Annotated in this window: 15 protein-coding genes and 1 pseudogene; 11 read left to right on the forward strand and 5 right to left on the reverse strand. The window is 43.2% G+C overall.

Annotated elements, in window-relative coordinates; translation table 11 throughout:
* Positions 1 to 109: 109 nt before the first annotated feature.
* Positions 110 to 808 (reverse strand): L-ribulose-5-phosphate 4-epimerase, encoded by a 699-nt coding sequence (gene araD, locus ACIH2S_RS17085; RefSeq protein WP_108479519.1) that lies wholly within the window; start codon positions 806 to 808, stop codon positions 110 to 112.
* Positions 809 to 1,381: 573 nt separating this feature from the next.
* Here araD and ACIH2S_RS17090 point away from each other — a divergent pair.
* From ACIH2S_RS17090 to ACIH2S_RS17135, 10 genes and pseudogenes are all read left to right on the forward strand, one after another.
* Positions 1,382 to 2,194: a DeoR/GlpR family DNA-binding transcription regulator gene (locus ACIH2S_RS17090; protein WP_272535956.1), complete on the forward strand. Its 813-nt coding sequence runs from the start codon at positions 1,382 to 1,384 to the stop codon at positions 2,192 to 2,194.
* 239 nt (positions 2,195 to 2,433) lie between these two features.
* On the forward strand, positions 2,434 to 3,426 hold the full coding sequence (locus ACIH2S_RS17095) for a substrate-binding domain-containing protein (RefSeq protein ID WP_036949290.1): 993 nt from the start codon (positions 2,434 to 2,436) through the stop codon (positions 3,424 to 3,426).
* A 142-nt stretch (positions 3,427 to 3,568) separates the two neighbouring features.
* Positions 3,569 to 5,073 (forward strand): annotated as a pseudogene (locus tag ACIH2S_RS17100) (sugar ABC transporter ATP-binding protein).
* Positions 5,066 to 6,055 (forward strand): ABC transporter permease, encoded by a 990-nt coding sequence (locus ACIH2S_RS17105; RefSeq protein WP_036949223.1) that lies wholly within the window; start codon positions 5,066 to 5,068, stop codon positions 6,053 to 6,055. The pseudogene ACIH2S_RS17100 and the gene ACIH2S_RS17105 overlap by 8 nt, the downstream one beginning before the upstream one ends.
* A gap of 13 nt (positions 6,056 to 6,068) precedes the next feature.
* Complete coding sequence (locus tag ACIH2S_RS17110) at positions 6,069 to 7,103, forward strand: ABC transporter permease (protein ID WP_036949222.1); 1,035 nt, start codon at positions 6,069 to 6,071, stop codon at positions 7,101 to 7,103.
* 16 nt (positions 7,104 to 7,119) lie between these two features.
* Entirely contained in the window at positions 7,120 to 7,989 is an 870-nt protein-coding gene (locus ACIH2S_RS17115) for an L-ribulose-5-phosphate 3-epimerase (protein ID WP_108479520.1), read from the forward strand.
* Positions 7,990 to 7,999: 10 nt separating this feature from the next.
* Positions 8,000 to 9,472 carry an FGGY-family carbohydrate kinase gene (locus ACIH2S_RS17120; RefSeq protein WP_036949220.1) on the forward strand — a complete coding sequence of 491 codons (1,473 nt, stop codon included), beginning with the start codon at positions 8,000 to 8,002 and terminating at the stop codon, positions 9,470 to 9,472.
* A gap of 980 nt (positions 9,473 to 10,452) precedes the next feature.
* Entirely contained in the window at positions 10,453 to 11,871 is a 1,419-nt protein-coding gene (locus ACIH2S_RS17125) for an NAD(P)/FAD-dependent oxidoreductase (RefSeq protein WP_036949218.1), read from the forward strand.
* A gap of 84 nt (positions 11,872 to 11,955) precedes the next feature.
* Positions 11,956 to 12,459 (forward strand): RidA family protein, encoded by a 504-nt coding sequence (locus ACIH2S_RS17130; protein WP_036949217.1) that lies wholly within the window; start codon positions 11,956 to 11,958, stop codon positions 12,457 to 12,459.
* A gap of 206 nt (positions 12,460 to 12,665) precedes the next feature.
* A complete protein-coding gene (locus ACIH2S_RS17135; protein ID WP_108479521.1) occupies positions 12,666 to 14,132 on the forward strand; it encodes a hypothetical protein in 1,467 nt (488 codons plus the stop codon).
* A gap of 38 nt (positions 14,133 to 14,170) precedes the next feature.
* On the opposite strand, the gene ACIH2S_RS17140 is transcribed toward ACIH2S_RS17135, so the two are convergent.
* Genes ACIH2S_RS17140 through ACIH2S_RS17155 form a run of 4 tightly spaced genes read right to left on the reverse strand, consistent with a single transcriptional unit; the run spans position 14,171 to position 17,859 of the window.
* Complete coding sequence (locus ACIH2S_RS17140) at positions 14,171 to 14,926, reverse strand: ABC transporter ATP-binding protein (protein ID WP_108479522.1); 756 nt, start codon at positions 14,924 to 14,926, stop codon at positions 14,171 to 14,173.
* Between the two features lies 1 nt (position 14,927).
* On the reverse strand, positions 14,928 to 15,911 hold the full coding sequence (locus ACIH2S_RS17145; RefSeq protein WP_108479523.1) for an iron chelate uptake ABC transporter family permease subunit: 984 nt from the start codon (positions 15,909 to 15,911) through the stop codon (positions 14,928 to 14,930).
* Positions 15,898 to 16,860, reverse strand: a complete 963-nt coding sequence (locus tag ACIH2S_RS17150) for an ABC transporter permease (protein ID WP_036949213.1) — start codon at positions 16,858 to 16,860, stop codon at positions 15,898 to 15,900. Before ACIH2S_RS17150 ends, ACIH2S_RS17145 begins: the two co-directional genes overlap by 14 nt.
* A 3-nt stretch (positions 16,861 to 16,863) precedes the next feature.
* Positions 16,864 to 17,859 (reverse strand): siderophore ABC transporter substrate-binding protein, encoded by a 996-nt coding sequence (locus ACIH2S_RS17155; protein WP_036949212.1) that lies wholly within the window; start codon positions 17,857 to 17,859, stop codon positions 16,864 to 16,866.
* Between the two features lie 204 nt (positions 17,860 to 18,063).
* Here ACIH2S_RS17155 and ACIH2S_RS17160 point away from each other — a divergent pair, with 204 nt between their 5' ends.
* The gene (locus tag ACIH2S_RS17160; protein WP_321146335.1) at positions 18,064 to 19,752 is read left to right on the forward strand and encodes an alpha-glucosidase; all 1,689 of its coding nucleotides are present in this window, start codon (positions 18,064 to 18,066) and stop codon (positions 19,750 to 19,752) included.
* The last annotated feature ends 232 nt before the right edge of the window (positions 19,753 to 19,984 follow it).

Below are 19,984 nucleotides of genomic sequence, written 5' to 3' on the forward strand. Positions count from 1 at the left end.
TAGACACTGAGCGAGTTAAAACCTTTCAATTAAATGAAAAATAAATTTATCAACTTATTAACAATAAAATGAATAGTCTTAAAATAACGTACTTAAAAAGAAATAAACTCTACTTTTGTCCGTAATATGCATTTTTCCCATGTTTACGTAAATAATGCTTATCCAGTAATTCTTGCTGCATATCGTCAATTTTAGGTGTCAATTGACGCGTAAATAAATTCATATACGCAATCTCTTCTAACACCACTGCATTGTGTACCGCATTATGAGCATCTTTGCCCCAAGCGAATGGACCGTGGCTATGGACTAATACCGCGGGAATATCCTTTGCAGAAATTCCGAGCTGTTTAAATGTTTCAATAATCACATGCCCAGTTTCTCTCTCATATTCACCCGCTATCTCACTTTCTGTCATTTTACGGGTACAAGGTATTTCACCATAAAAATAATCGGCATGTGTGGTGCCTAATGCACTTAGTGGTAAGCCAGCTTGTGCCCAAATGGTTGCATGGCGCGAATGGGTATGAACGATACCACCAATCTCGGGAAAGGCTTGATATAACGCTAAGTGGGTGTCGGTATCTGAAGAAGGCTTATATTTTCCTTCGACGACTTCACCAGTGGTTAATGAAACGACCACCATGTCATCCGCTTTCATGGTTTCATAATCCACCCCGGAAGGCTTAATCACCATCAAACCGGCTTCACGGTCTACTCCACTTACGTTACCCCACGTAAACGTCACTAGCTTATGTTTGGGTAATTCAAGATTCGCCTCAAATACTTGCTGTTTTAATGTTTCCAGCATGATTACCTCCCTAGGTGTAAAAAGATGGCGTGAATACGATATGAAAATAGCGAGTCATATCAACGACAAGGTTCTCTTTTATTCTCTATTTACTGTCGATGAATAGACGTTGTTCTGATTATTAAGGTAAACAGATTTAGCTGAATAAAAAAGTCCGACGCTTTACAAATCATTAACAAAACAACATAAATCAGTCATACTCGGTCATAATCGGTCTAACTAAAACAAAAATACGCCTAATAAAAATGCCCGAATATGTGAAAGTTGATTAATGCTTCGTCTAGTTTCTGTCTATATACCGCCATATTTAGTGATCTAATTAACGATAAAAATGAAAATATAAATGTTTGTTTCATATAAACGTGATCAATAACTCTATAAATAGCTTTGTTTGTTTCTATCCGTTATTACATGAGTCGAATCACGACAAAAAAAATTCAGCGCTGGCACACTGTTTATCGTGGAAAGAATGTTTATCGCGGAAAGAATGTTTATCGCGGAAAGAATGTTTATCGCGGAAAGAATGTTTGTCACAGAAATAATAAATGCCATGGGCTGAATAGGAGTTTTGAGATGCTACAAGCTGAACGCCACCGATTAATTTGCTCCCATGTTTCTCAACATGGCTCAGCGTTAGTGCGCGATTTAGCCCAACTTTGTCACGTCTCTCAAGAAACTATTCGCCGGGATTTAACGGTACTAGAACGTGAAAAACGTTTAATTCGCAGCTTTGGTGGTGCGGTTGCCACTGAACAAGATGAAAGCCCGGTACTGAATGTGTTGCCCTCTTCGGTCAAACTCAGTCAAATGGTCGATGGTGCAGAATCCTTTCGTAAGAGAACGGAAGAGAACCCAGATGCGAAAATGAAAATCGCCAAAGCAGCGTTGAAGTTTATTCAGCCGGGTGACTGCATCATGATGGATAACAGCAGCACATGTTGGTTTCTGGCTAGGCAAATACCCGATATCGATATTACGGTGGTCACCAACTCCGTCAAAATCATTCAAGCATTAGCATGCCGAGATCGCGTTCGCGTCATTGGCATTGGTGGAGAATATTCAGAACGCCATGATGATTTTCATGGTCCTATTTCTGAAAGTATCATCCGTAGCTTTCAAATTAAAACGTTATTTTTATCATGCCAAGGATTCAATATTGAAACTGGCGTTCGAGATGGCAGTGAAGTTAATGCCAAATTAAAAAATATTATGATTCAGGTTTCTGAGAATTGTGTGTTATTAGCGGATAATAATAAATTAGACCAATATGCTTTTAGCCAAGTTTGTACCTTAAATGATATTAACGTGTTAATTACCAATAAACTTAATGATAAAAACTTCAAACAAGTATTTCCGAAGTTAAACATTATTGAATGTGATAAATAGTATTCAGTGTAATAAAGAGTATTTATATCGATGATAGTCGCAGCGTAACTAAATGAGTAAATTAAGCAATTTGTTTTTATTTTAAATAACCGAATTACACCAGGCAGCAAATAAACCTATTAATTAAATTAACGATTAATAGAAATTAATTATATCTATCCGATTAAACAAAACATTAACCCTATGTTGATGAGCATGGCTGTATATGCACATCATCTCTGAGGAATATAACGATGAATATGAAAAAATTAGTTTTACCTTGCTTAATGGGCGCCGCACTGTTTTCCAACATGGCGATGGCTGAATCACAGAAAGCACAAAAGCCATTTACCATGGGTGTTGTGGTGAAAGTGGGGGGGATTCCTTGGTTTAACGTCATGGAGCAAGGGATCACTGAAGAAGGTAAAAAACTCGGCGTTAATGCATTCCAAGTGGGTCCAACCACCGCTGACCCTGCAGAACAAGTTCGTGCAATTGAAGATTTAATCGCGAAGAAAGTCGATGTTATCGGCGTCGTTCCTAACGATGCAAAAGTCCTTGAGCCGGTATTAAAGCGCGCCCAAGAAGCAGGCATCAAAGTGATTACTCACGAATCCCCAGATCAAAAAAATGCGGATTGGGATTTCGAATTACTGGATACCCAAAGCATGGGCGCTAACCATATGAAAGATATGGCAGCATGTATGGGTGAAGAAGGTAAATACGCCATGTTCGTGGGCAGCCTGACGGTACCTTTAGTCAACGAATGGGCTGATGCGGCAATCGCTTACCAAAAAGCACACTATCCAAAAATGCAAATGGTCGATGACCGCTTTGGTGTAGCAGAATCCGTTGATGATTCTATGCGTACTGCAAACGACCTGCTGTCTAAGCATAAAGATCTGAAAGGTATCATGTCATTTGGTTCTCAAGGACCTATCGGTGCGGGTCGCGCTATCGACAAACGCCGTAAAAACGCTGAAACCTGTGTATTCGGTACATTCACGCCGGGTCAAGGTATCAAACTGTTAGAAAAAGGCGCAATTGACGGCGGCTATATCTCTAACCCGAAAGTGGCTGGTCAAGTTTTCGTTCAAGTCGCTACGGCAATGATGAATGGCGAAGAGATCAAAACTGGCGTCAGCATCGGTGATATGGGTGAGATAAAAGTGAGTGGCAACACCATCCTCAGCGACAACCCAGTTAACCTGAATATTGAAAACACCAAAAAGCTGGTTGAAGTCGGTCTGTAAATTCGCGCTACATAATAAAAATACGACAACAGTATTATTTTGTTCCACATAGTTTAAGTGACAACAGCACCCTATTTAGGTCTGATAGCGGTGTCTGTTGTCACTCTGAATCTGACGACACAGTCAACACCAGGACTCCACTATGACAGCCGAAAAAAACTCCCCACTGATTACGTTACGGGATCTTTCCAAAAGCTTTGGTGGTCATCGTGCATTACGCAATATCGACTTGACGCTAAACAAAGGTGAAGTTCATTGTTTAGGGGCACCAATGGCTGCGGAAAAAGTACGTTAATTAAAACCATTAGCGGCGTTTATGCTCCCGATGAAGGTAGCGAAATTGAAATAGATGGCAAACGATACTCTCGCCTGACCCCAGACAAAGCGCGAGAGCTTGGCGTTCAAGTTATCTACCAAGACTTATCCTTATTTCCTAACTTAACCGTGGCAGAAAACATCGCCTTTGAACTGAATTTAAACGGTTATTTTGGTTGGTTTCAAAAAGGGAAAGTGAGGGAAAAAGCGTTACAAATTCTCAAAGAACTTGAGTTCACCATTGACCCTGATACCCCAGTGCAGTTTCTCCCCATTGCCCAGCGTCAGCAAGTAGCCATTTGCCGCGCACTGGTTGCGGATGCACGCTTAGTGATCATGGATGAGCCAACGGCCTCGTTAACTCGCACCGAAGTTAATCAGCTACTTTCTACCGTGAACTACTTAAAAAACAAAGGTATCACCGTTGTTTTTGTCAGCCATCGGTTAGAGGAAGTAAAAGAAATTTCTGACCGCATTACCGTTATTCGTGATGGGCAAAAAATGGGAACATGGCCAGCAGAAGACCTGACAACGCGCAAAATCACTGAGCTGATGACAGGGCTTGATATTGTTCATGAACGCAAATCACCCAATAACGCAGAAGAAACTCACACGGTCTTAGAACTGAAAAACCTCAGCCGTGCTGGGCAATACCAGAATATTTCCCTGTCATTAAAGCGCGGTGAAGTACTGGGACTTTGCGGATTATTAGGCTCTGGTCGTACCGAGCTTGCCCTTTCTCTGTTTGGGATAACCCGCCCTGACAGCGGCGAAATGATCGTCGAAGACAAGCCAATTATCTTCAAAAATAATGCCCAAGCTATCAAACATGGTATTGGTTACGTGTCTGAAGACCGCCTGACACTGGGGGCAATTTTGCAGCAGTCTATCGCCGACAATATGGTGATTTCGATTTTAGATCGCCTGAAAACCCCTCTTCATCTGATTGATGAGCAAAAATGCCAGCAAATCGTCCAAGAGTGGATCGCGGATTTGGATATTAAAGTGACCGACCCAAACAATGCTCTCTCCACCTTATCAGGGGGAAATCAGCAGAAAGTGGTGCTCGCCAAATGGATCCTGACGCGCCCTAAAGTGCTGATCCTTGATGCCCCTACCGTGGGGGTCGATATCGGTGCTAAAGACAGCATTTACAAGCTGATACATCGACTTTCTGGTGTTGGGATCGCCATTTTATTGATCACCGATGAAGCCTCTGAAGCTTTCTACAACTGCGATCGCATTTTACATATGAAGCAAGGATCTATCGTCAAAGAAATTGTGACGGATTCCATGACTGAGCAACAATTGGAGGAAATCATCAATGGCTAATTGGCAAAAACTTCGTCCGCAGTCTGTTGAAGGCTGGCTAATCTGGGTGATCCTCATCATGGTGGTGTTTTTCACCTTAATGAGCCCACAATTTCTCACTATTCAAAACTTGCTCGACTTAAGCGAAAGCTATGCTGTCACCGGTATTTTTGCACTGGGATTATTTGTGGTACTCGTCACTGGTGGTATTGATATCTCTTTCGCCGCCGTTGCCTCGGTTGTCCAATATGTGATTGCCACTTTCTTACTGCAAGGATTACTCGAAAGCCCAACCCTCAGTATCGCCCTTGCGATTGTCATCGGGATCACCTTTGGGTTGATCAACGCAATTTTGATTTACTCCCTCAATGTGGTGTCGATCATTATCACTATTAGTATGCAATCTTTGCTGTTCGGCATGCTGATGTGGCTAACCAACGGACACAGTATCTACGACTTACCGGATTGGTGGGTTGATCCTGTCACCATCCTGCCTTTTGAAGTGGATGGTGAATATTATCAAATTGGTTTGCCATTGATCGTGATGTTAGGGATCGCGTTTTTAACGTGGATCTTAATGAACAAAACCCACATTGGTCGCCAACTGTATGCGGTAGGCGGCAGCCAAGAATCAGCTTCACGTATTGGTATTCGCGTCTGGGTGATTTATCTGTTTGCTTACGGTTATCTCGGTGCGATGGCCGCTATCGGCGGCATGCTGCAAACCTATCGCATGAGTGAAGTGGTGCCTAGCGCCTTAGTGGGTGGCGAGCTTGATGTTCTCGCAGCCGCGGTATTAGGTGGCGCGAGTTTATCCGGCGGTCGCGGTAGCGTTATCGGTACGCTTATGGGGGTTTTCCTCATCGGTATCTTGAAAAACGGTCTGAACTTGATCGGGGTGTCTAACTACTTCGTCAATATCGTCATCGGTATGGTCATTCTTATCGCTATTTGTATTACTCACTACAAAAAGCGTAAAGAAACGGACGTAGGCTTTGTTTAACAGGAATATCACCATGAAAAAACAAGATTTTTTTAAAATTGATGGCTCTGTTATCGGACTGCTTTCAATCTTTTTGGTCGCTATTGCGGCTTTCAGTATCGCCATGCCAGGGCACTTTTTTACCCAGAATACCTTTTTAAGTATTACCTTTCAGTTGCCAGAGCTGGGTCTTCTGACCTTCGCCATGTTTGTTCCGATGTTGAGTGGCGGGTTAAACCTCGCCATTATCAGCACCGCTAACTTGACTGGCTTGTTTATGGCTTGGGTATTTATCAATTACCTGCCTGTTGATGCAGGAACGGGCACGCAGCTAATGTGGTTGGTCTTTGCATTAATCGGTGCCACCGTTATCGCCGTTATTATTGGCTGCTTAACAGGGCTAATGATTTCCCATATTGGCGCTCATCCTATTTTGGTCACACTTGGTTCCATGACTATTATCAGCGGTATTGGTGTTTACCTTACCAAAGGTGCCGCACTCAGTGGGATGCCGCCAGTGGTTCGCGCCATTGGCTCTGACACCGTTTTCGGTATGCCGATCGCCATGATTATTTTCATTGTGACCGCGATTATTTTGGCTCTGTTTTTAGGTCGCACCCGCCTTGGTAAAAATATCTATATGAGCGGCAGCAACATCAATGCTACGTGGTTTAGCGGCGTGCGTACCGACCGAGTTATGATCGCGATTTACACCATTTCAAGCCTGCTGTGTGTGTTGGCAGGGCTGATCATGATGGCGCGCTTTAACTCAGCCCGCATGGGATACGGGGATTCTTACTTACTGCTGACCATTTTAGCCATCGTATTGGGAGGCACAAACCCATTTGGCGGCGTCGGTAAAGTCAGCCGCGTCTTCTGCGCATTGCTCGTTCTGCAAGTCATTGCAACTGGTCTTAGCCTGTTGGGCGTCAGCCTGCACTTCAATCTCGCGGTTTGGGGCATTACGTTGATCCTCGCTCTCGCCTTCAAATTCTTTAAAGAAAAATGGAGCGCTAAGCGTGCAATGACACGCAATCAACGCCTCAATAAAGCATCCGTACAAAATTAACTTACAGGGAATAAAGATGACTATTTCACGAAAAAATCCGATTGGTATCTATGAAAAAGCCCTTCCAAAGCACAGTAGCTGGAGCGAAAAATTAGCTATCGCAAAAGCGGCAGGATTTGATTTTGTCGAGATGTCGGTTGATGAAACGGACGAGCGTTTAGCCCGTCTAGATTGGAGTTTGGAACAACGCTTAGAGTTAGTAGCTGCCATCCAAAAAACCCAGGTACGCATCCCAACGATGTGTCTATCGGGTCACCGTCGTTTTCCATTTGGTAGCCATGATGCAGATACCCGTCAAAAAGCCCGTGAATTAATGACAAAAGCCATTAAATTGGCTCAAGATCTGGGTATCCGTACCATTCAGTTGGCTGGCTACGATGTGTATTACGAAGAGCAAGATGAAGGCACCATTGCGCGCTTTGAAGAAGGCATGAAATGGGTCGCTGAAATTGCCGCAGCTTCTCAGGTGATGTGCGCCGTCGAAATCATGGATACGCCATTTATGAATTCGATCACGAAATGGCAAGCGCTTGCCGATAAAATTCGCTCACCGTGGTTCCAAGTTTATCCTGATGTCGGTAACTTAACCGCTTGGGGTAGTGATGTGGCTGCCGAGTTAACCAAAGGCATTGAAAATATTGTTGCTCTGCATCTGAAAGATACCTACGCCGTAACAGACAGTTGCAAAGGTCAATTCCGTGATGTGCCATTCGGCGAAGGGTGCGTGGATTTTGTGGCACTGTTCAAACAGCTTAAGCAGCTCAATTATCGTGGCACCTTCTTAATTGAAATGTGGACGGAAAAAGCCGATGAACCGCTGATTGAGATCATCAAAGCGCGCCATTGGATTGAAGAAAAAATGCAGCAAGCGGGCTGGGAAAACTAAGGAGCTAACAATGAGCACATTTTTCATGGGTGTCGACCTTGGAGGCACCGTGATCAAAGCTGGGATCTACAGCCCTGAAGGGCAAGAACTGGTGGTTGCTGAGCACCCTTTTCCCACTGAAAGTCCACAAGCTGGGTTTAGTGAGCGTAATATGGAAACCCTGTGGCAAGTCACCTGCGGCGTTATCCGTGAAGCTATCGCCAAAAGCCAGTTGTCTGCATCACAAATCGCAGGCGTCAGCTTTTCCTCCCACGGCAAAGGGCTATATTTACTGGATAAACACGGAAAACCCGTCAGAAACGGCATTGTTTCTTCGGATTCCCGCGCACAAGCGATTGTCGATCAATGGCACCAAAATGGCACCGCAGAGCAAGCATATCCCCTAAGCTTGCAGCAACTTTGGGCATCACACCCCGTTGCCTTGCTAAATTGGTTAAAACAATATGAGCCAGACAGCTATCGCGATGGTCGTTATGTTTTAATGGTTCACGACTATATTCGTTATCGATTAACTGACCAGCTCACTTGCGAAGAGACCAATATTTCAGGCAGCCAACTCTATAACCCAACAACCTCCAGTTACGATCCTAAACTCTGTGAATTGTTTGGTATTGAAGAGGCTAACGACAAACTCGCCCCCGTGATTAACTCCGCACAGTCAGCGGGCTGTGTCACGACTCATGCCGCAAAAGAGTGTGGCCTTAAAGAAGGAACGCCAGTATTTGGTGGGTTCTTCGATGTGGTGGGAGCCGCGCTATCATCAGGTGTCAGCCAGAAAGATAAGCTCAGTGCCGTCGCTGGAACCTGGACTATCTCCACGCGTGTTTTTGATAAAATCATGCCTGCCGATTACCCTTATGTGTGGGGAAAATACTGTATTCCAGGCACCTATTTTGTTCATGAAGGCAGTCCAACCTCAGCCAGTAACCTCGCTTGGTTCACACGACACTTTTTCGATCAACGCTTGCAAGATTACAAAGTACTCAATGCTTGCGTTGCAGAAGGAGCCACACGGCAAAACGATATTCTATTTTTCCCTTGGTTATATGGTTCTAACTACCACAGTAACTTGCATGGCGGGCTACTTGGGTTAAGCTCCCATCATACTGAAGGGGATATTGCCTACGCCATTTATCAGGGAATTGTGTTTTCTCATTTGCTGCATCAAGACCGTATTGTTGGCATTGATGACTGCACTCAGGCTATTCGCTTTACTGGCGGTCCAACCAATTCGGCGTTATGGATGCAAATGTTCTGTGATGCCAGTAATTTGCCTCTTGAAGTGGTGGATGTTCAGCAGTCAGGCTGCCAAGCCGCCGCACTGTGTGCCGCAGTCGGCTCTGGATATTATTCAGGGTTTGATACCGCGATTGCATCAAGCACACCGAAAATCACCGCGTATCAACCTAACCTTATAGCTCATCAGCAGCTACGGGATAAGTTCGTCCGCTTTAAAGCGGTAGCAGATGCGTTGAGTTGCTAACCATAATTGCCTCCCTTAACGTTCATCAAAAGGGAGGCATAACCTATACCCCTCACCAATTATCCCTCTCATTTTAGATATATTTATCTAATAACCAGACTTTAAATATTTATTTTTTAACATTTTATTAACCCAATTTTTGGGCTTAAAAACCAATCAAATGTTAAATTCTAAAATAAATAAAATTTTTCCCAACTAATTAATATGAGCAAATTATCATCAAAATAAAAAAATACATTCGCTCTTTATATGAAAAATGAAAATGCAAAAAATCAGCATAAATAAAATCATTACACTTAGTAGTGTTAATAATTACATTTATACATGGATAATTAACAACCGAATACTCTCAAGAATGATGTGGGATTTATTTAGATTAAGGATTGGAAGCAAAAAAATTATCAAATAAATAATTAACCTATTATGCCAAGAAAATCACAGTAAAAATAAAAAATCATATTTTTCATATTGATATAAATAAAAATGCGTATAGAACAAAAAAGAATCATCTATAAAACTATCAGTAAATATACGGTGCAACTAAACGTAAATTAATTGTATGCAAATCCATCAGGTGATTATAAAATAGCTAAAAAATTTAACTTAACTTTTATTTTTTACGATAAAAACGAAATCAAACTTAATCTAAATTCAGCATAATCAACTGATATTAATTATTTGGCACTTCCTTAATTTGGGCTCTGAAATATTTAACTTATCTGAAATTTAGATATTTACACCTGTACACTTTTACTGACATTCACAATTAAAATTGTCTATTTCTGCTATTGATAAAATAATCCAAATTGCGACAAACCCCCAACAACACTGACCAGTTCAAATAACCCACTCAAACTTTTCACTCAATTTTATTAACAAATACTTTCGATACTTAACAATTTCAAAATATATGATAAGATCATCATCTCAATTTGAAATTATTTACTATATAAAAAACAAGATTGTTATTGAGGTTATAGATGAAAATCTCGAGAAGAAAACTATTATTAGGGGTTGGTGCTGCTGGTGTTATTGCTGGGGGCGCAGCTGTTGTCCCTATGATCCGCAGAGAAGGTCGTTTTGAATCTACGCCATCACGCGTACCTGCAGTCGCGGGTACCGAAGGTAAATTACCAGCATCTGCTGATGCGGTTGTTATCGGTGCTGGTCTGCAAGGCATCATGACTGCGATTAACCTGAAAGAGCGCGGCTTAAACGTTGTTATCTGTGAAAAAGGCGTTGTTGGCGGCGAGCAATCTGGTCGCGCATACAGCCAGATCATCAGCTATAAAACCTCCCCAGCTATTTTCCCATTACACCACTACGGAAAAATTCAATGGCTCGGCATGAACGAAAAAATCGGTGCTGATACCAGCTACCGTGTTCAAGGTCGTGTTGAAGTTCCTTCAAGCGAAGAAGATCTGGAAGTTGCAAGAGCGTGGATCAAATCTGCGTCTGAAAACCCAGGTTTCGATACCCCGCTGAGAACCCGTATGATCGAAGGTCAAGAACTGGCTAATCGTCTGGTTGGTGCTCAATCTCCATGGAAAATTGGTGGTTTTGAAGAAGATTCTGGTAGCCTTGACCCGGAAACTGTTACCCCAGCAATGGCTAACTACGCAAAATCAATTGGTATTCCAATCTACCTGAATTGCGCAGTTCGTGGCTTAGAAACCGCAGGCGGTAAAATTTCTGATGTTGTCACTGAAAAAGGTGCAATCAAAACCTCTCAAGTCGTTCTGACTGGTGGTATCTGGTCACGTCTGTTCATGGGTAACTTAGGTGTTGATGTCCCTACTCTGAACGTTTACCTGTCTCAACAGCGTATTACTGGCGTTCCAGGCGCACCAAAAGGTAACGTCCACCTGCCAAACGGTATCCACTTCCGTGAACAAGCAGACGGTACTTACGCGGTTGCACCACGTATCTTCACCAGCTCTATCGTGAAAGACAGCTTCCTGTTAGGACCTCGCTTCCTGCACGTATTAGGCGGCGGTGAATTACCATTAGAATTCTCTATCGGTAAAGACCTGTTCAACTCATTCACTATGGCAACTTCTTGGAACTTAGACGAGAAGACTCCATTCGAAGAGTTCCGTACAGCAACTAACACGCCAAACAACGACCACTTAGATGGCGTTCTTGAGCGTCTGAGAAAAGAATTCCCAGTATTTAAAGAATCTAAAGTTGTTGAACGTTGGGGCGGCACCGTTTCTCCAACTGATGACGAGATTCCAATCATTTCTAAAGTTGAACAATACCCAGGCCTGGTTATCAATACCGCGACTGGTTGGGGTATGACTGAAAGCCCGGCGGCGGGTCGATTAACTGCTGAATTGTTAATGGACGAGAAGACATTTATCGATCCAACGCCTTATAAACTGTCTCGTTTTAACTAATTAAAACGAAACACAATTAGATGGAACCTATCGAGCCCCTCACGGTCTTAATAGGTTCCTACTTTCATATATAAAGGAGTTATTATGCGCTACAAAACTTTACTGCTTTCCTTACCTTTAGTTTTAGGTGTAGCAACTGCAAACGCAGCAGACGATGTGAAACGTGTTCCAGTTAAAGGTTTCCCAATCGCTGAATCAGTAGAAATCAGCGCGAACAACAGCCTCATCTTCCTGAGCGGGAAAGTTCCTTCTAAAATCTCTAAAGATGCTCCAGAAGGCGTTTTAGAGTCTTACGGTAACACTGAAGTACAAACAATCAACGTTCTGAAACAAATTCAAGCGACTCTGGGTGAAATGGGTCTGACTATGAATGACGTTGTTAAAATGCAAGTTTTCTTAGTTGGTGGTGATGAAACTAAAGGAACTATGGACTTCGCTGGCTTCATGGCTGGCTACAACAAGTTCTATGAAACTGAAAAAGTGACCAATCTACCAGCTCGTTCTACCTTCCAAGTCGCTAAACTGGCTAACCCAGCTTGGAGAGTGGAAATTGAAGTAACCGCAGTTCGCCCAGCAGCTAAAAAATAGTTTTTAACTGACAACGAACGCTTAAAACGGCCGACTATTTATTTCCGCTTTGGCTTGGAAGTAAACATTAGCGGCCGTTTTTGTTTTCCTTCTCTTTGTCTCCCTTCTCTTTTATTGCCATCCACATTACTATTGTTCTTCTTTGATAAATACTTGCATCGTATTCACCCCATATTTGAATACACTGAAACACCGGTAGGAAGGCCATGATTAAAGAATCTCTGAAAATCCACGGTAAAAAGCAGTTTGAAATCAAACAGCAAGTCTTTTTCCCTCGAAAATCAAAAGAGATCCGCTACCAAGTTGAAACCTTCTTTTTTCTTCCGGCATCGATGCAAGTTAACCCCGATCTCTACACCCCTTCAAATCTTCAGCGCAGCTTAAAAAACTATATCCGGCTGCGAGCCCCTACGGTGCAGCTCTCTTCTATTCCCGCGGAAAGTGGGCTAGTCGATGAGTTGAAAAGCTGGTTGGAACGGTTAGATCCTGAATTACCGCCAACATTAGATGAATATGAAAACCATCTAAAACGCTTTGCTCTCACCTTTAAGCGCAGCGTGCGGTTAACCCTGAAGATGGTTGCCCAGAACTCTCAACGGCAAACTGAAGAGTACATAACGGGGATGTTGGCAGACATTGAGCATGGGCTCAAACGCTATCGAGAACTCAGCGCCTATGCAGCACCAATTGAAAAGGTCATTAAATCCAACGCTTTCGCCTATTGCGATGAGTTTATGTCCCATTACACCTTGTTTTACTTACAAGATTTATTAAAAGACAAACAACTTCCTCTACGCGATGAAATTCGCCATCTGTGGTATCAAGAAATGCGTTACTTGAAAAAGCTAGCACCAGATAGCTTTCCACACGATGAAAACGACGCGGAAATGGTCACCTACCGCCGCAATTTACTGAAAAAATATATTAACCGCTACCTCTACTTAGAGATCCGCCACAAACGAGGTCTCCCGCTACTTTTACACTCTATTTATGGTATTGCAGCCGCAATTTCGATGGTTTTCGCTACATTTATTGCCTTTATGTGGCAAGGTAAATACGGTGCGCTCAGCGCTAATTTATTCTTAGCGATGGTGATTGGTTATATCTTTAAAGATCGCTTAAAAGAAATTGGACGAGAACAGCTATATCGGTTATTTCAACGCTGGATCCCTGATCGTCAATTGCGTATTTATCGGGAAGGGGTAAAAGAGCCCGTTGGGGTTTGTAAGGAGTCATTCCGCTTTCTAAAAGAAAGTACCCTATCCCCTGATATTCATGAAATGCGCCAAAAATCCCACTGGGTGAATTTGGTCAATGTGCAGCGCGTGGAAGATATTCTGTATTACCGCAAGGATGTCACCTTGCACAGCAATTCTGCGGCCTTTATGCAGACTCAATCGTCTATTGTGGATATTACGCGGGTTAATATTTCAGACTTTTTGAAATATCTCGATATTAGCTATGAAGAGTTGATGGTTAATGATGATGAACCCGTAATTATCGGTGAAAAGGTTTACCATATTTATCTATGCCGCCGCGTCATCATGAATAAGAAAGCCTACAATGAATTAGCGCGTTTAGTGGTGAATGCTGATGGCATCAAACGCCTTGAAATCCTTCAGCCACTGGATGAGCTAGATAGCGACGAAGATATTACGATCCCACCGCAATAACACACCGCTCCAATATCATCTATTGGAGCGGATAAAAATCAGTAATACAGCGCGATCCGTTGTCCATCCAGCTCTTTGACTTCTAGCGGCGTATCGAAAATTTCCTCTAAAATCTCGGACTTCATGATCTCTTGTGGCTCGCCATGGTAAGATAAACGCCCATTTCGCAGCGCCACGATATAGTCTGAATACACTGAAGCAAAGTTAATATCATGGATAACCAGAATGATGGTTTTGCCTAGCTCATCCGCCGCACGGCGCAGTAATTTCATCATGATCACCGCGTGCTTCATATCCAAGTTATTCAGTGGCTCATCCAGCAGCACATATTCGGTATCTTGGCATAGCACCATTGCCACATACGCACGCTGACGCTGACCACCAGAAAGTTCATCAAGATAACGATGACGAAATTCGGTTAAGTTCAAAAACGCCAAAGACTCATCGATTTTCTGCTTGTCATCCAGTGTTAAGCGCCCTTTGGTATAAGGATAGCGCCCGAAACCAACCAGCTCTTCCACCGTTAAACGGCTAGCAAATTGGTTTTCTTGGCGAAGTACCGATAAGCAGGTTGCGAGCTGGTCGCTTGGTGTCGTCGAGACATCCAAGTTATTCACTTTGACATAACCGTGATCCGCCGATAGTAAGCGACCAATAATCGACAACAGCGTTGATTTCCCTGCACCATTTGGACCGATGATTGAAGTGACACCGCTATTTTTAATATTGGTTGTAACGTTATCTAAGACCTTAGTATCTTGATAACTTTTCGATACCTGATGAATTTCAATCATACTAAAACCTTCTTAACACCATATAAATAAAGAATATTCCACCGACAAACTCGAGTACCACAGATAAGGTACCCGCTTTATTCAATCCATATTCAAGAACCAGCTGCCCGCCCACTAATGCAATCACACCGAGTAGGAAAGAAACTGGCAATAAATAGCGATGCTGGCTGCTTCCTGCGATGTAGTAAGCCAAGTTAGCTACCATCAAGCCGAGGAACGTGAGCGGTCCCACCAGCGCCGTGGAAATAGCCACTAAGACAGAAATCAATAATAAGATTACGGTGACTTGCTGACGGTAGTTAATCCCTAAGTTCACCGCATTGGCTTGTCCCAGTGCTAGCACGTCGAAGCAGTAGCGCATGCGCCAAAGCAGAATGCCCACAATCACGGTGATCACCAACGTGAACAGAATCAGCTCCGGCGTCCCTTTAGTGAAAGTCGCAAACATCCGGCTTTGCAAAATGGAAAACTCATTCGGATCCATCAAGCGTTGCAGCAAGGTCGCCACACTGCGAAACAGTGTTCCGAGGATAATTCCCACCATCAACACTAAATTGATATTCATTTTGACGGAGATAAACAGCCAGCGGTACAGCAGTACGGAGAAAATCACCAGCAGGGAGGATTCCAGCAAAAACTTACCAATATTCAACAACCATGATGCGGGAAAACTATCGGTATAAAACACAAAGATAGTTTGCAGCAGGATGAACAATGCCTCTAACCCCATAATGGATGGCGTCAGAATTTTGTTATTGGCGATAGTTTGAAACAGAACCGTCGATACCCCAGAGCCAAACGCCACAATGATCATCGTCAGCACGATATAACCACGATGGGGAAGAATGTACGCGAGATTACTGCCCAAATTAATGGTCATGTACAAAATGATCGACAGCACTGACAGCGCAGCCAACAGGCCGATGCGCTGGATTGGCGTAAACGTTTTTTTCACTGGCAAACTTAATGAATTAACTTTTTCCATAACGCTGATGCTTTAACAAGAGATAAAGGAAAATAACCGCGCCTACGACACCTAAAATCACACTCGCAGGAATTTCAAACGGATAACGAATTAAGCGACCAATAATGTCACACAGCAGCACTAAGCCACCGCCCGCTAAACAGATCCACGGGATAGTTTTACGAATATTGTCCCCCATCATCAAGCTAATCAGATTCGGGACAATCAATCCTAAGAACGGCAGTGCGCCGACAACGACCACCACCACACCGCTGATTAAGGCGATGATAGATAACCCTATGGTCATCACTTTCTGGTAATTCAAGCCGACGTTAACGGAAAACTCACGCCCCATCCCTGCCACTGTAAAGCTATCAGCAATTAAACAGGCTGCCAGTGTTAAGCCGCCCACCAGCCAAAGTAGCTCATAGCGACCTTGTAAAATGCTAGAGAAATCGCCGCTCATCCAAGCACCGAGTGATTGAAGCAGGTCGAAATAGTAGGCGGTAAAAATGGTAAGCGCACTGATTACGGCCCCTAGCATGATACCGACTAACGGCACTATCAGAGCGGACTTCAAAATGATCCGGCGTAAAATCAGCATAAATAGCGCTGTACCTAGCAGTGCAAATCCGCTCGCCACCACCATTTTGGTCATGATAGAAGCCGTTGGATACAGGATCATCACGAACAGTAAGCCAAGGCTGGCAGATTGCGTGGTACCCGCAAGGGAAGGTTCGATAAAACGGTTTTGGGTGAGTAGCTGCATAATCAGCCCCGCGACGCTCATGGCGCTTCCTGCAAGGATCAGGGCGGCGGTGCGAGGGATACGGCTCACGAAAAAGATATCTTGCATCTCGGGGTCGGTGAAAAGCGAAACGGGTGACACGTCACCCGCTCCAATAAACAAGCTTAATACCGCTAATACCAATAACGCGAGAATACCAAAAGAGAGATAAAGCGTTTTCATTGATTAATTCGTTTTTTTCTTCTCTAAAGCTTTGTTTACATCATCCATTAATTGGGAATAAGTTTGGATACCACCAGCGATATAAACCGCTGAAGAATCTAAATAAGCCACTTGGCCTTTTTCCCATGCAGAGGTTTTTCTGACCAAAGCATTGTCTAACACGTCTGCCGCAGGTTGTGCATCTTTCGCACCAATCGCGCCATCACGGTCGATAACAAATAACCAGTCTGGATTCAGTTTTAATAACAGCTCTGAGTTTACGATATTACCGTGACGACCAGTATCTTCCGTGAAGACATAAGCAGGTTCGAAACCTAATACATCAAAGATAAAGCCAAAACGAGAACCTGGACCGTAAGCAGAAATTTTACCGCCGCTCACTAAGATCACCATCGCTTTGCCCGCATCAGGGGTTTTGCCTTTAATATCATTAATTTTGTTTTTGAAGTCAGAAACGAGTTTATTCGCTTGTTCTTCTTTACCAAATAAAGAACCTAACAGCGCCGTACGCTCCATCAGGCTATCAATGAAACGTTTGTTATCAATGTCTAGAGAAATCGTTGGTGCGATACCGCTTAATTTGTCATAAGCATCGCGAGCACGGCTACCACCTAAAATCACATCCGGTTTTGCACTGCTAATAGTTTCATAAGCCGGCTCAAATAAGCTCCCGCCATTAACATATTCTGAGGTGCTATATTTCTCTAAAAACTGCGGAAAATGGGCGTTAGTTTGTGGAACACCAATCACCGGAATACCCAGCGCATCGATGATGTCTAAGGTTTCCATGTTCATCACAAACGCACGTTGTGGATGGCTAGGAATTTCAGTTTTGCCTTGAGCATGTTCAACGACAATCGTTTGTTTTTCAGCTGCTTTTTCTGTTGCTGGCTGCTCGGTCGTTGGCGCTGCTGTTTGTGTTTGCTTAGCGTCATCACAACCCGCTAACGCAACAACGGATAATAAGGCAAACCCTGAAACTAATGATTTTGCGAACATCTAAATTCCTCCACCTTTCAATGTGATTATCGTTAGTCACGTCATTCATGACCCGAAGATGGCGGTTATCTTACATGAAACATAGCGCTAATGATATTAGTTTGCATTTGCATTTCGCAAAATAATGATACATCGCACAAAAACACACATTGCCTATATTTAAAGCAACTTACTGATATCTGATTTTGATTAAGGAGAAAATAGATGGCTCAAGCCTGGTGGAAATCTGCGGTGGTATACCAAATCTACCCCAAAAGCTTCTATGACCATAATGGCGACGGTATTGGCGATCTCTCTGGTATTACCGCCAAGCTAGACTACATTCAATCTTTGGGTGTAAACGTGATTTGGCTATGTCCAATTTTTGAATCGCCGATGAAAGATAATGGCTATGACATCGCCAACTATGACAGGGTCGATCCAGTTTTTGGTAGCAACGACGATCTTGATATATTGATCAGCCAAGCTTCACAGCGTGGTATTAAAATCTTACTGGACTTAGTGCTTAACCACAGCTCAAACCAGCACCCTTGGTTCGAAGCTGCCCTTGCTGATCCCAATAGCCCTTATGCTGACTATTACCAATTTATTGAATGGGATAAACCCACTCCACCGAACAATTTACGTACCTACTTTGATTGCCCGGTGTGGACTCAGGTTCCAGATAGCACTCGCTGGTACTTCAACTCTTTCGGACCCGAGCAACCGGATCTTAATTGGGAAAACCCACAATTACGCCAAGAAATTATCCAAATGATCAATCGTTGGATAGCCAAAGGCGTTGCAGGATTCCGCATTGATGCTATCGGCAATATTAAAAAATCCCCTGAAGCCCTCTCGCCTTACCAATTCCCTCCCGATCGGGAAGATGGCACCGCGTCTTTAGTTCCTTGGGTGGTTAACCAACCAGGCATCCATGAATTTTTAAAGGAGCTCGCCAGCCAAACCTTCCATCCTGCGAACTCAATGACGGTGGCTGAAATCGATGTTCCACCGCAAGATCTTGCTGACTATATCGGGGAAGATGGGACATTTTCCATGGTGTTTGATTTCAGTATTGCGGATCTCGACATTACCAAACAGCCCCCGTTCGCCATTGATCCAATCACAGGCGAACGTTTGAAGCCTGTTTTTCTAAAAAGCCAACTCACGACCCAGCAAGTGGGTTGGAGTGCACCTTATTTAGAAAATCATGACCAACCGCGCTCACTGAACAAATTCTTACCGAAAGGCGCCATCTCCCCTGTCGCCGAAAAAATGTTGGCAATGTTTTTATTGACTCAGCGCGGTACGCCGTTTATTTATCAAGGGCAAGAAATTGGCATGACGAACTGCCCAATGACGCTCGACGAACATCACGATTTGCATCTTTTTAAACTCTACCAATGGGGTCAAAATCACGGGTACTCTCACACCACCATGATGAACTATTTTACCCAGCGTAGCCGCGACAATGCGCGAACGCCATTTCAATGGAATAGCCAACGCCATGGCGGATTTACAACAGGAACGCCATGGTTGAAAGTTAATCCTAACTACCGAGAAGTTAATGCCGCCACCCAACAGCAGCAACCCGATTCACTTTTCGCGTTTTACCAACAATTGATTACCCTGCGCCGCCATTCTCCAATTAGCGATATCTTGGTTAAAGGCGAATTCTCAGAAATTAGCGCCCCTGAACCTGTTATTGCTTATCGGCGAACATTAGGTTCACGCGCCATCGATATTTACTGTAATTTCAGTGATAAACCGCAAACTATTAACCAACATTATCGCCAAATACATTTAAGCAATATCGCAAATACCCATGACGACAATATCCATAACGACAAGCAGCAAATTGCCCTACATCCTTATCAATCAATAATTTTTGAAGTAGAGAAAAGTGAATAACTCAATTAATCACTCTAAATAAGCGTAATTAAAGATAAATAATCACCCGATATTTCGATATCAATAATAATCGGGTGATATTGATTACATTACGCATTTAATTACGTTAAGTATTATTAATTGATAACTTAATAATACTATTCAAAAACAAACTAACACATTGTTAAATAACGAATTTAATAGATTTTAAAGCTAGATATGTGAAGCCTATCAAATACAAATTAAATAATTT

This window comes from Providencia lanzhouensis, assembly GCF_050469745.1.
GTDB classification, from domain to species: Bacteria; Pseudomonadota; Gammaproteobacteria; order Enterobacterales; family Enterobacteriaceae; genus Providencia; species Providencia lanzhouensis.

Bases quoted from the DNA above. Each gene is read 5' to 3' on its own strand.
- ACIH2S_RS17145 (WP_108479523.1), bottom strand. From the start codon at position 15,911: ATGGAAAAAGTTAATTCATTAAGTTTGCCAGTGAAAAAAACGTTTACG.
- ACIH2S_RS17090 (WP_272535956.1), top strand. From the start codon at position 1,382: ATGCTACAAGCTGAACGCCACCGATTAATTTGCTCCCATGTTTCTCAA.
- ACIH2S_RS17155 (WP_036949212.1), bottom strand. From the start codon at position 17,859: ATGTTCGCAAAATCATTAGTTTCAGGGTTTGCCTTATTATCCGTTGTT.
- ACIH2S_RS17105 (WP_036949223.1), top strand. From the start codon at position 5,066: ATGGCTAATTGGCAAAAACTTCGTCCGCAGTCTGTTGAAGGCTGGCTA.
- ACIH2S_RS17120 (WP_036949220.1), top strand. From the start codon at position 8,000: ATGAGCACATTTTTCATGGGTGTCGACCTTGGAGGCACCGTGATCAAA.
- ACIH2S_RS17135 (WP_108479521.1), top strand. From the start codon at position 12,666: ATGATTAAAGAATCTCTGAAAATCCACGGTAAAAAGCAGTTTGAAATC.
- ACIH2S_RS17110 (WP_036949222.1), top strand. From the start codon at position 6,069: ATGAAAAAACAAGATTTTTTTAAAATTGATGGCTCTGTTATCGGACTG.
- ACIH2S_RS17125 (WP_036949218.1), top strand. From the start codon at position 10,453: ATGAAAATCTCGAGAAGAAAACTATTATTAGGGGTTGGTGCTGCTGGT.
- ACIH2S_RS17140 (WP_108479522.1), bottom strand. From the start codon at position 14,926: ATGATTGAAATTCATCAGGTATCGAAAAGTTATCAAGATACTAAGGTC.
- ACIH2S_RS17160 (WP_321146335.1), top strand. From the start codon at position 18,064: ATGGCTCAAGCCTGGTGGAAATCTGCGGTGGTATACCAAATCTACCCC.
- ACIH2S_RS17095 (WP_036949290.1), top strand. From the start codon at position 2,434: ATGAAAAAATTAGTTTTACCTTGCTTAATGGGCGCCGCACTGTTTTCC.
- araD (WP_108479519.1), bottom strand. From the start codon at position 808: ATGCTGGAAACATTAAAACAGCAAGTATTTGAGGCGAATCTTGAATTA.
- ACIH2S_RS17130 (WP_036949217.1), top strand. From the start codon at position 11,956: ATGCGCTACAAAACTTTACTGCTTTCCTTACCTTTAGTTTTAGGTGTA.
- ACIH2S_RS17115 (WP_108479520.1), top strand. From the start codon at position 7,120: ATGACTATTTCACGAAAAAATCCGATTGGTATCTATGAAAAAGCCCTT.
- ACIH2S_RS17150 (WP_036949213.1), bottom strand. From the start codon at position 16,860: ATGAAAACGCTTTATCTCTCTTTTGGTATTCTCGCGTTATTGGTATTA.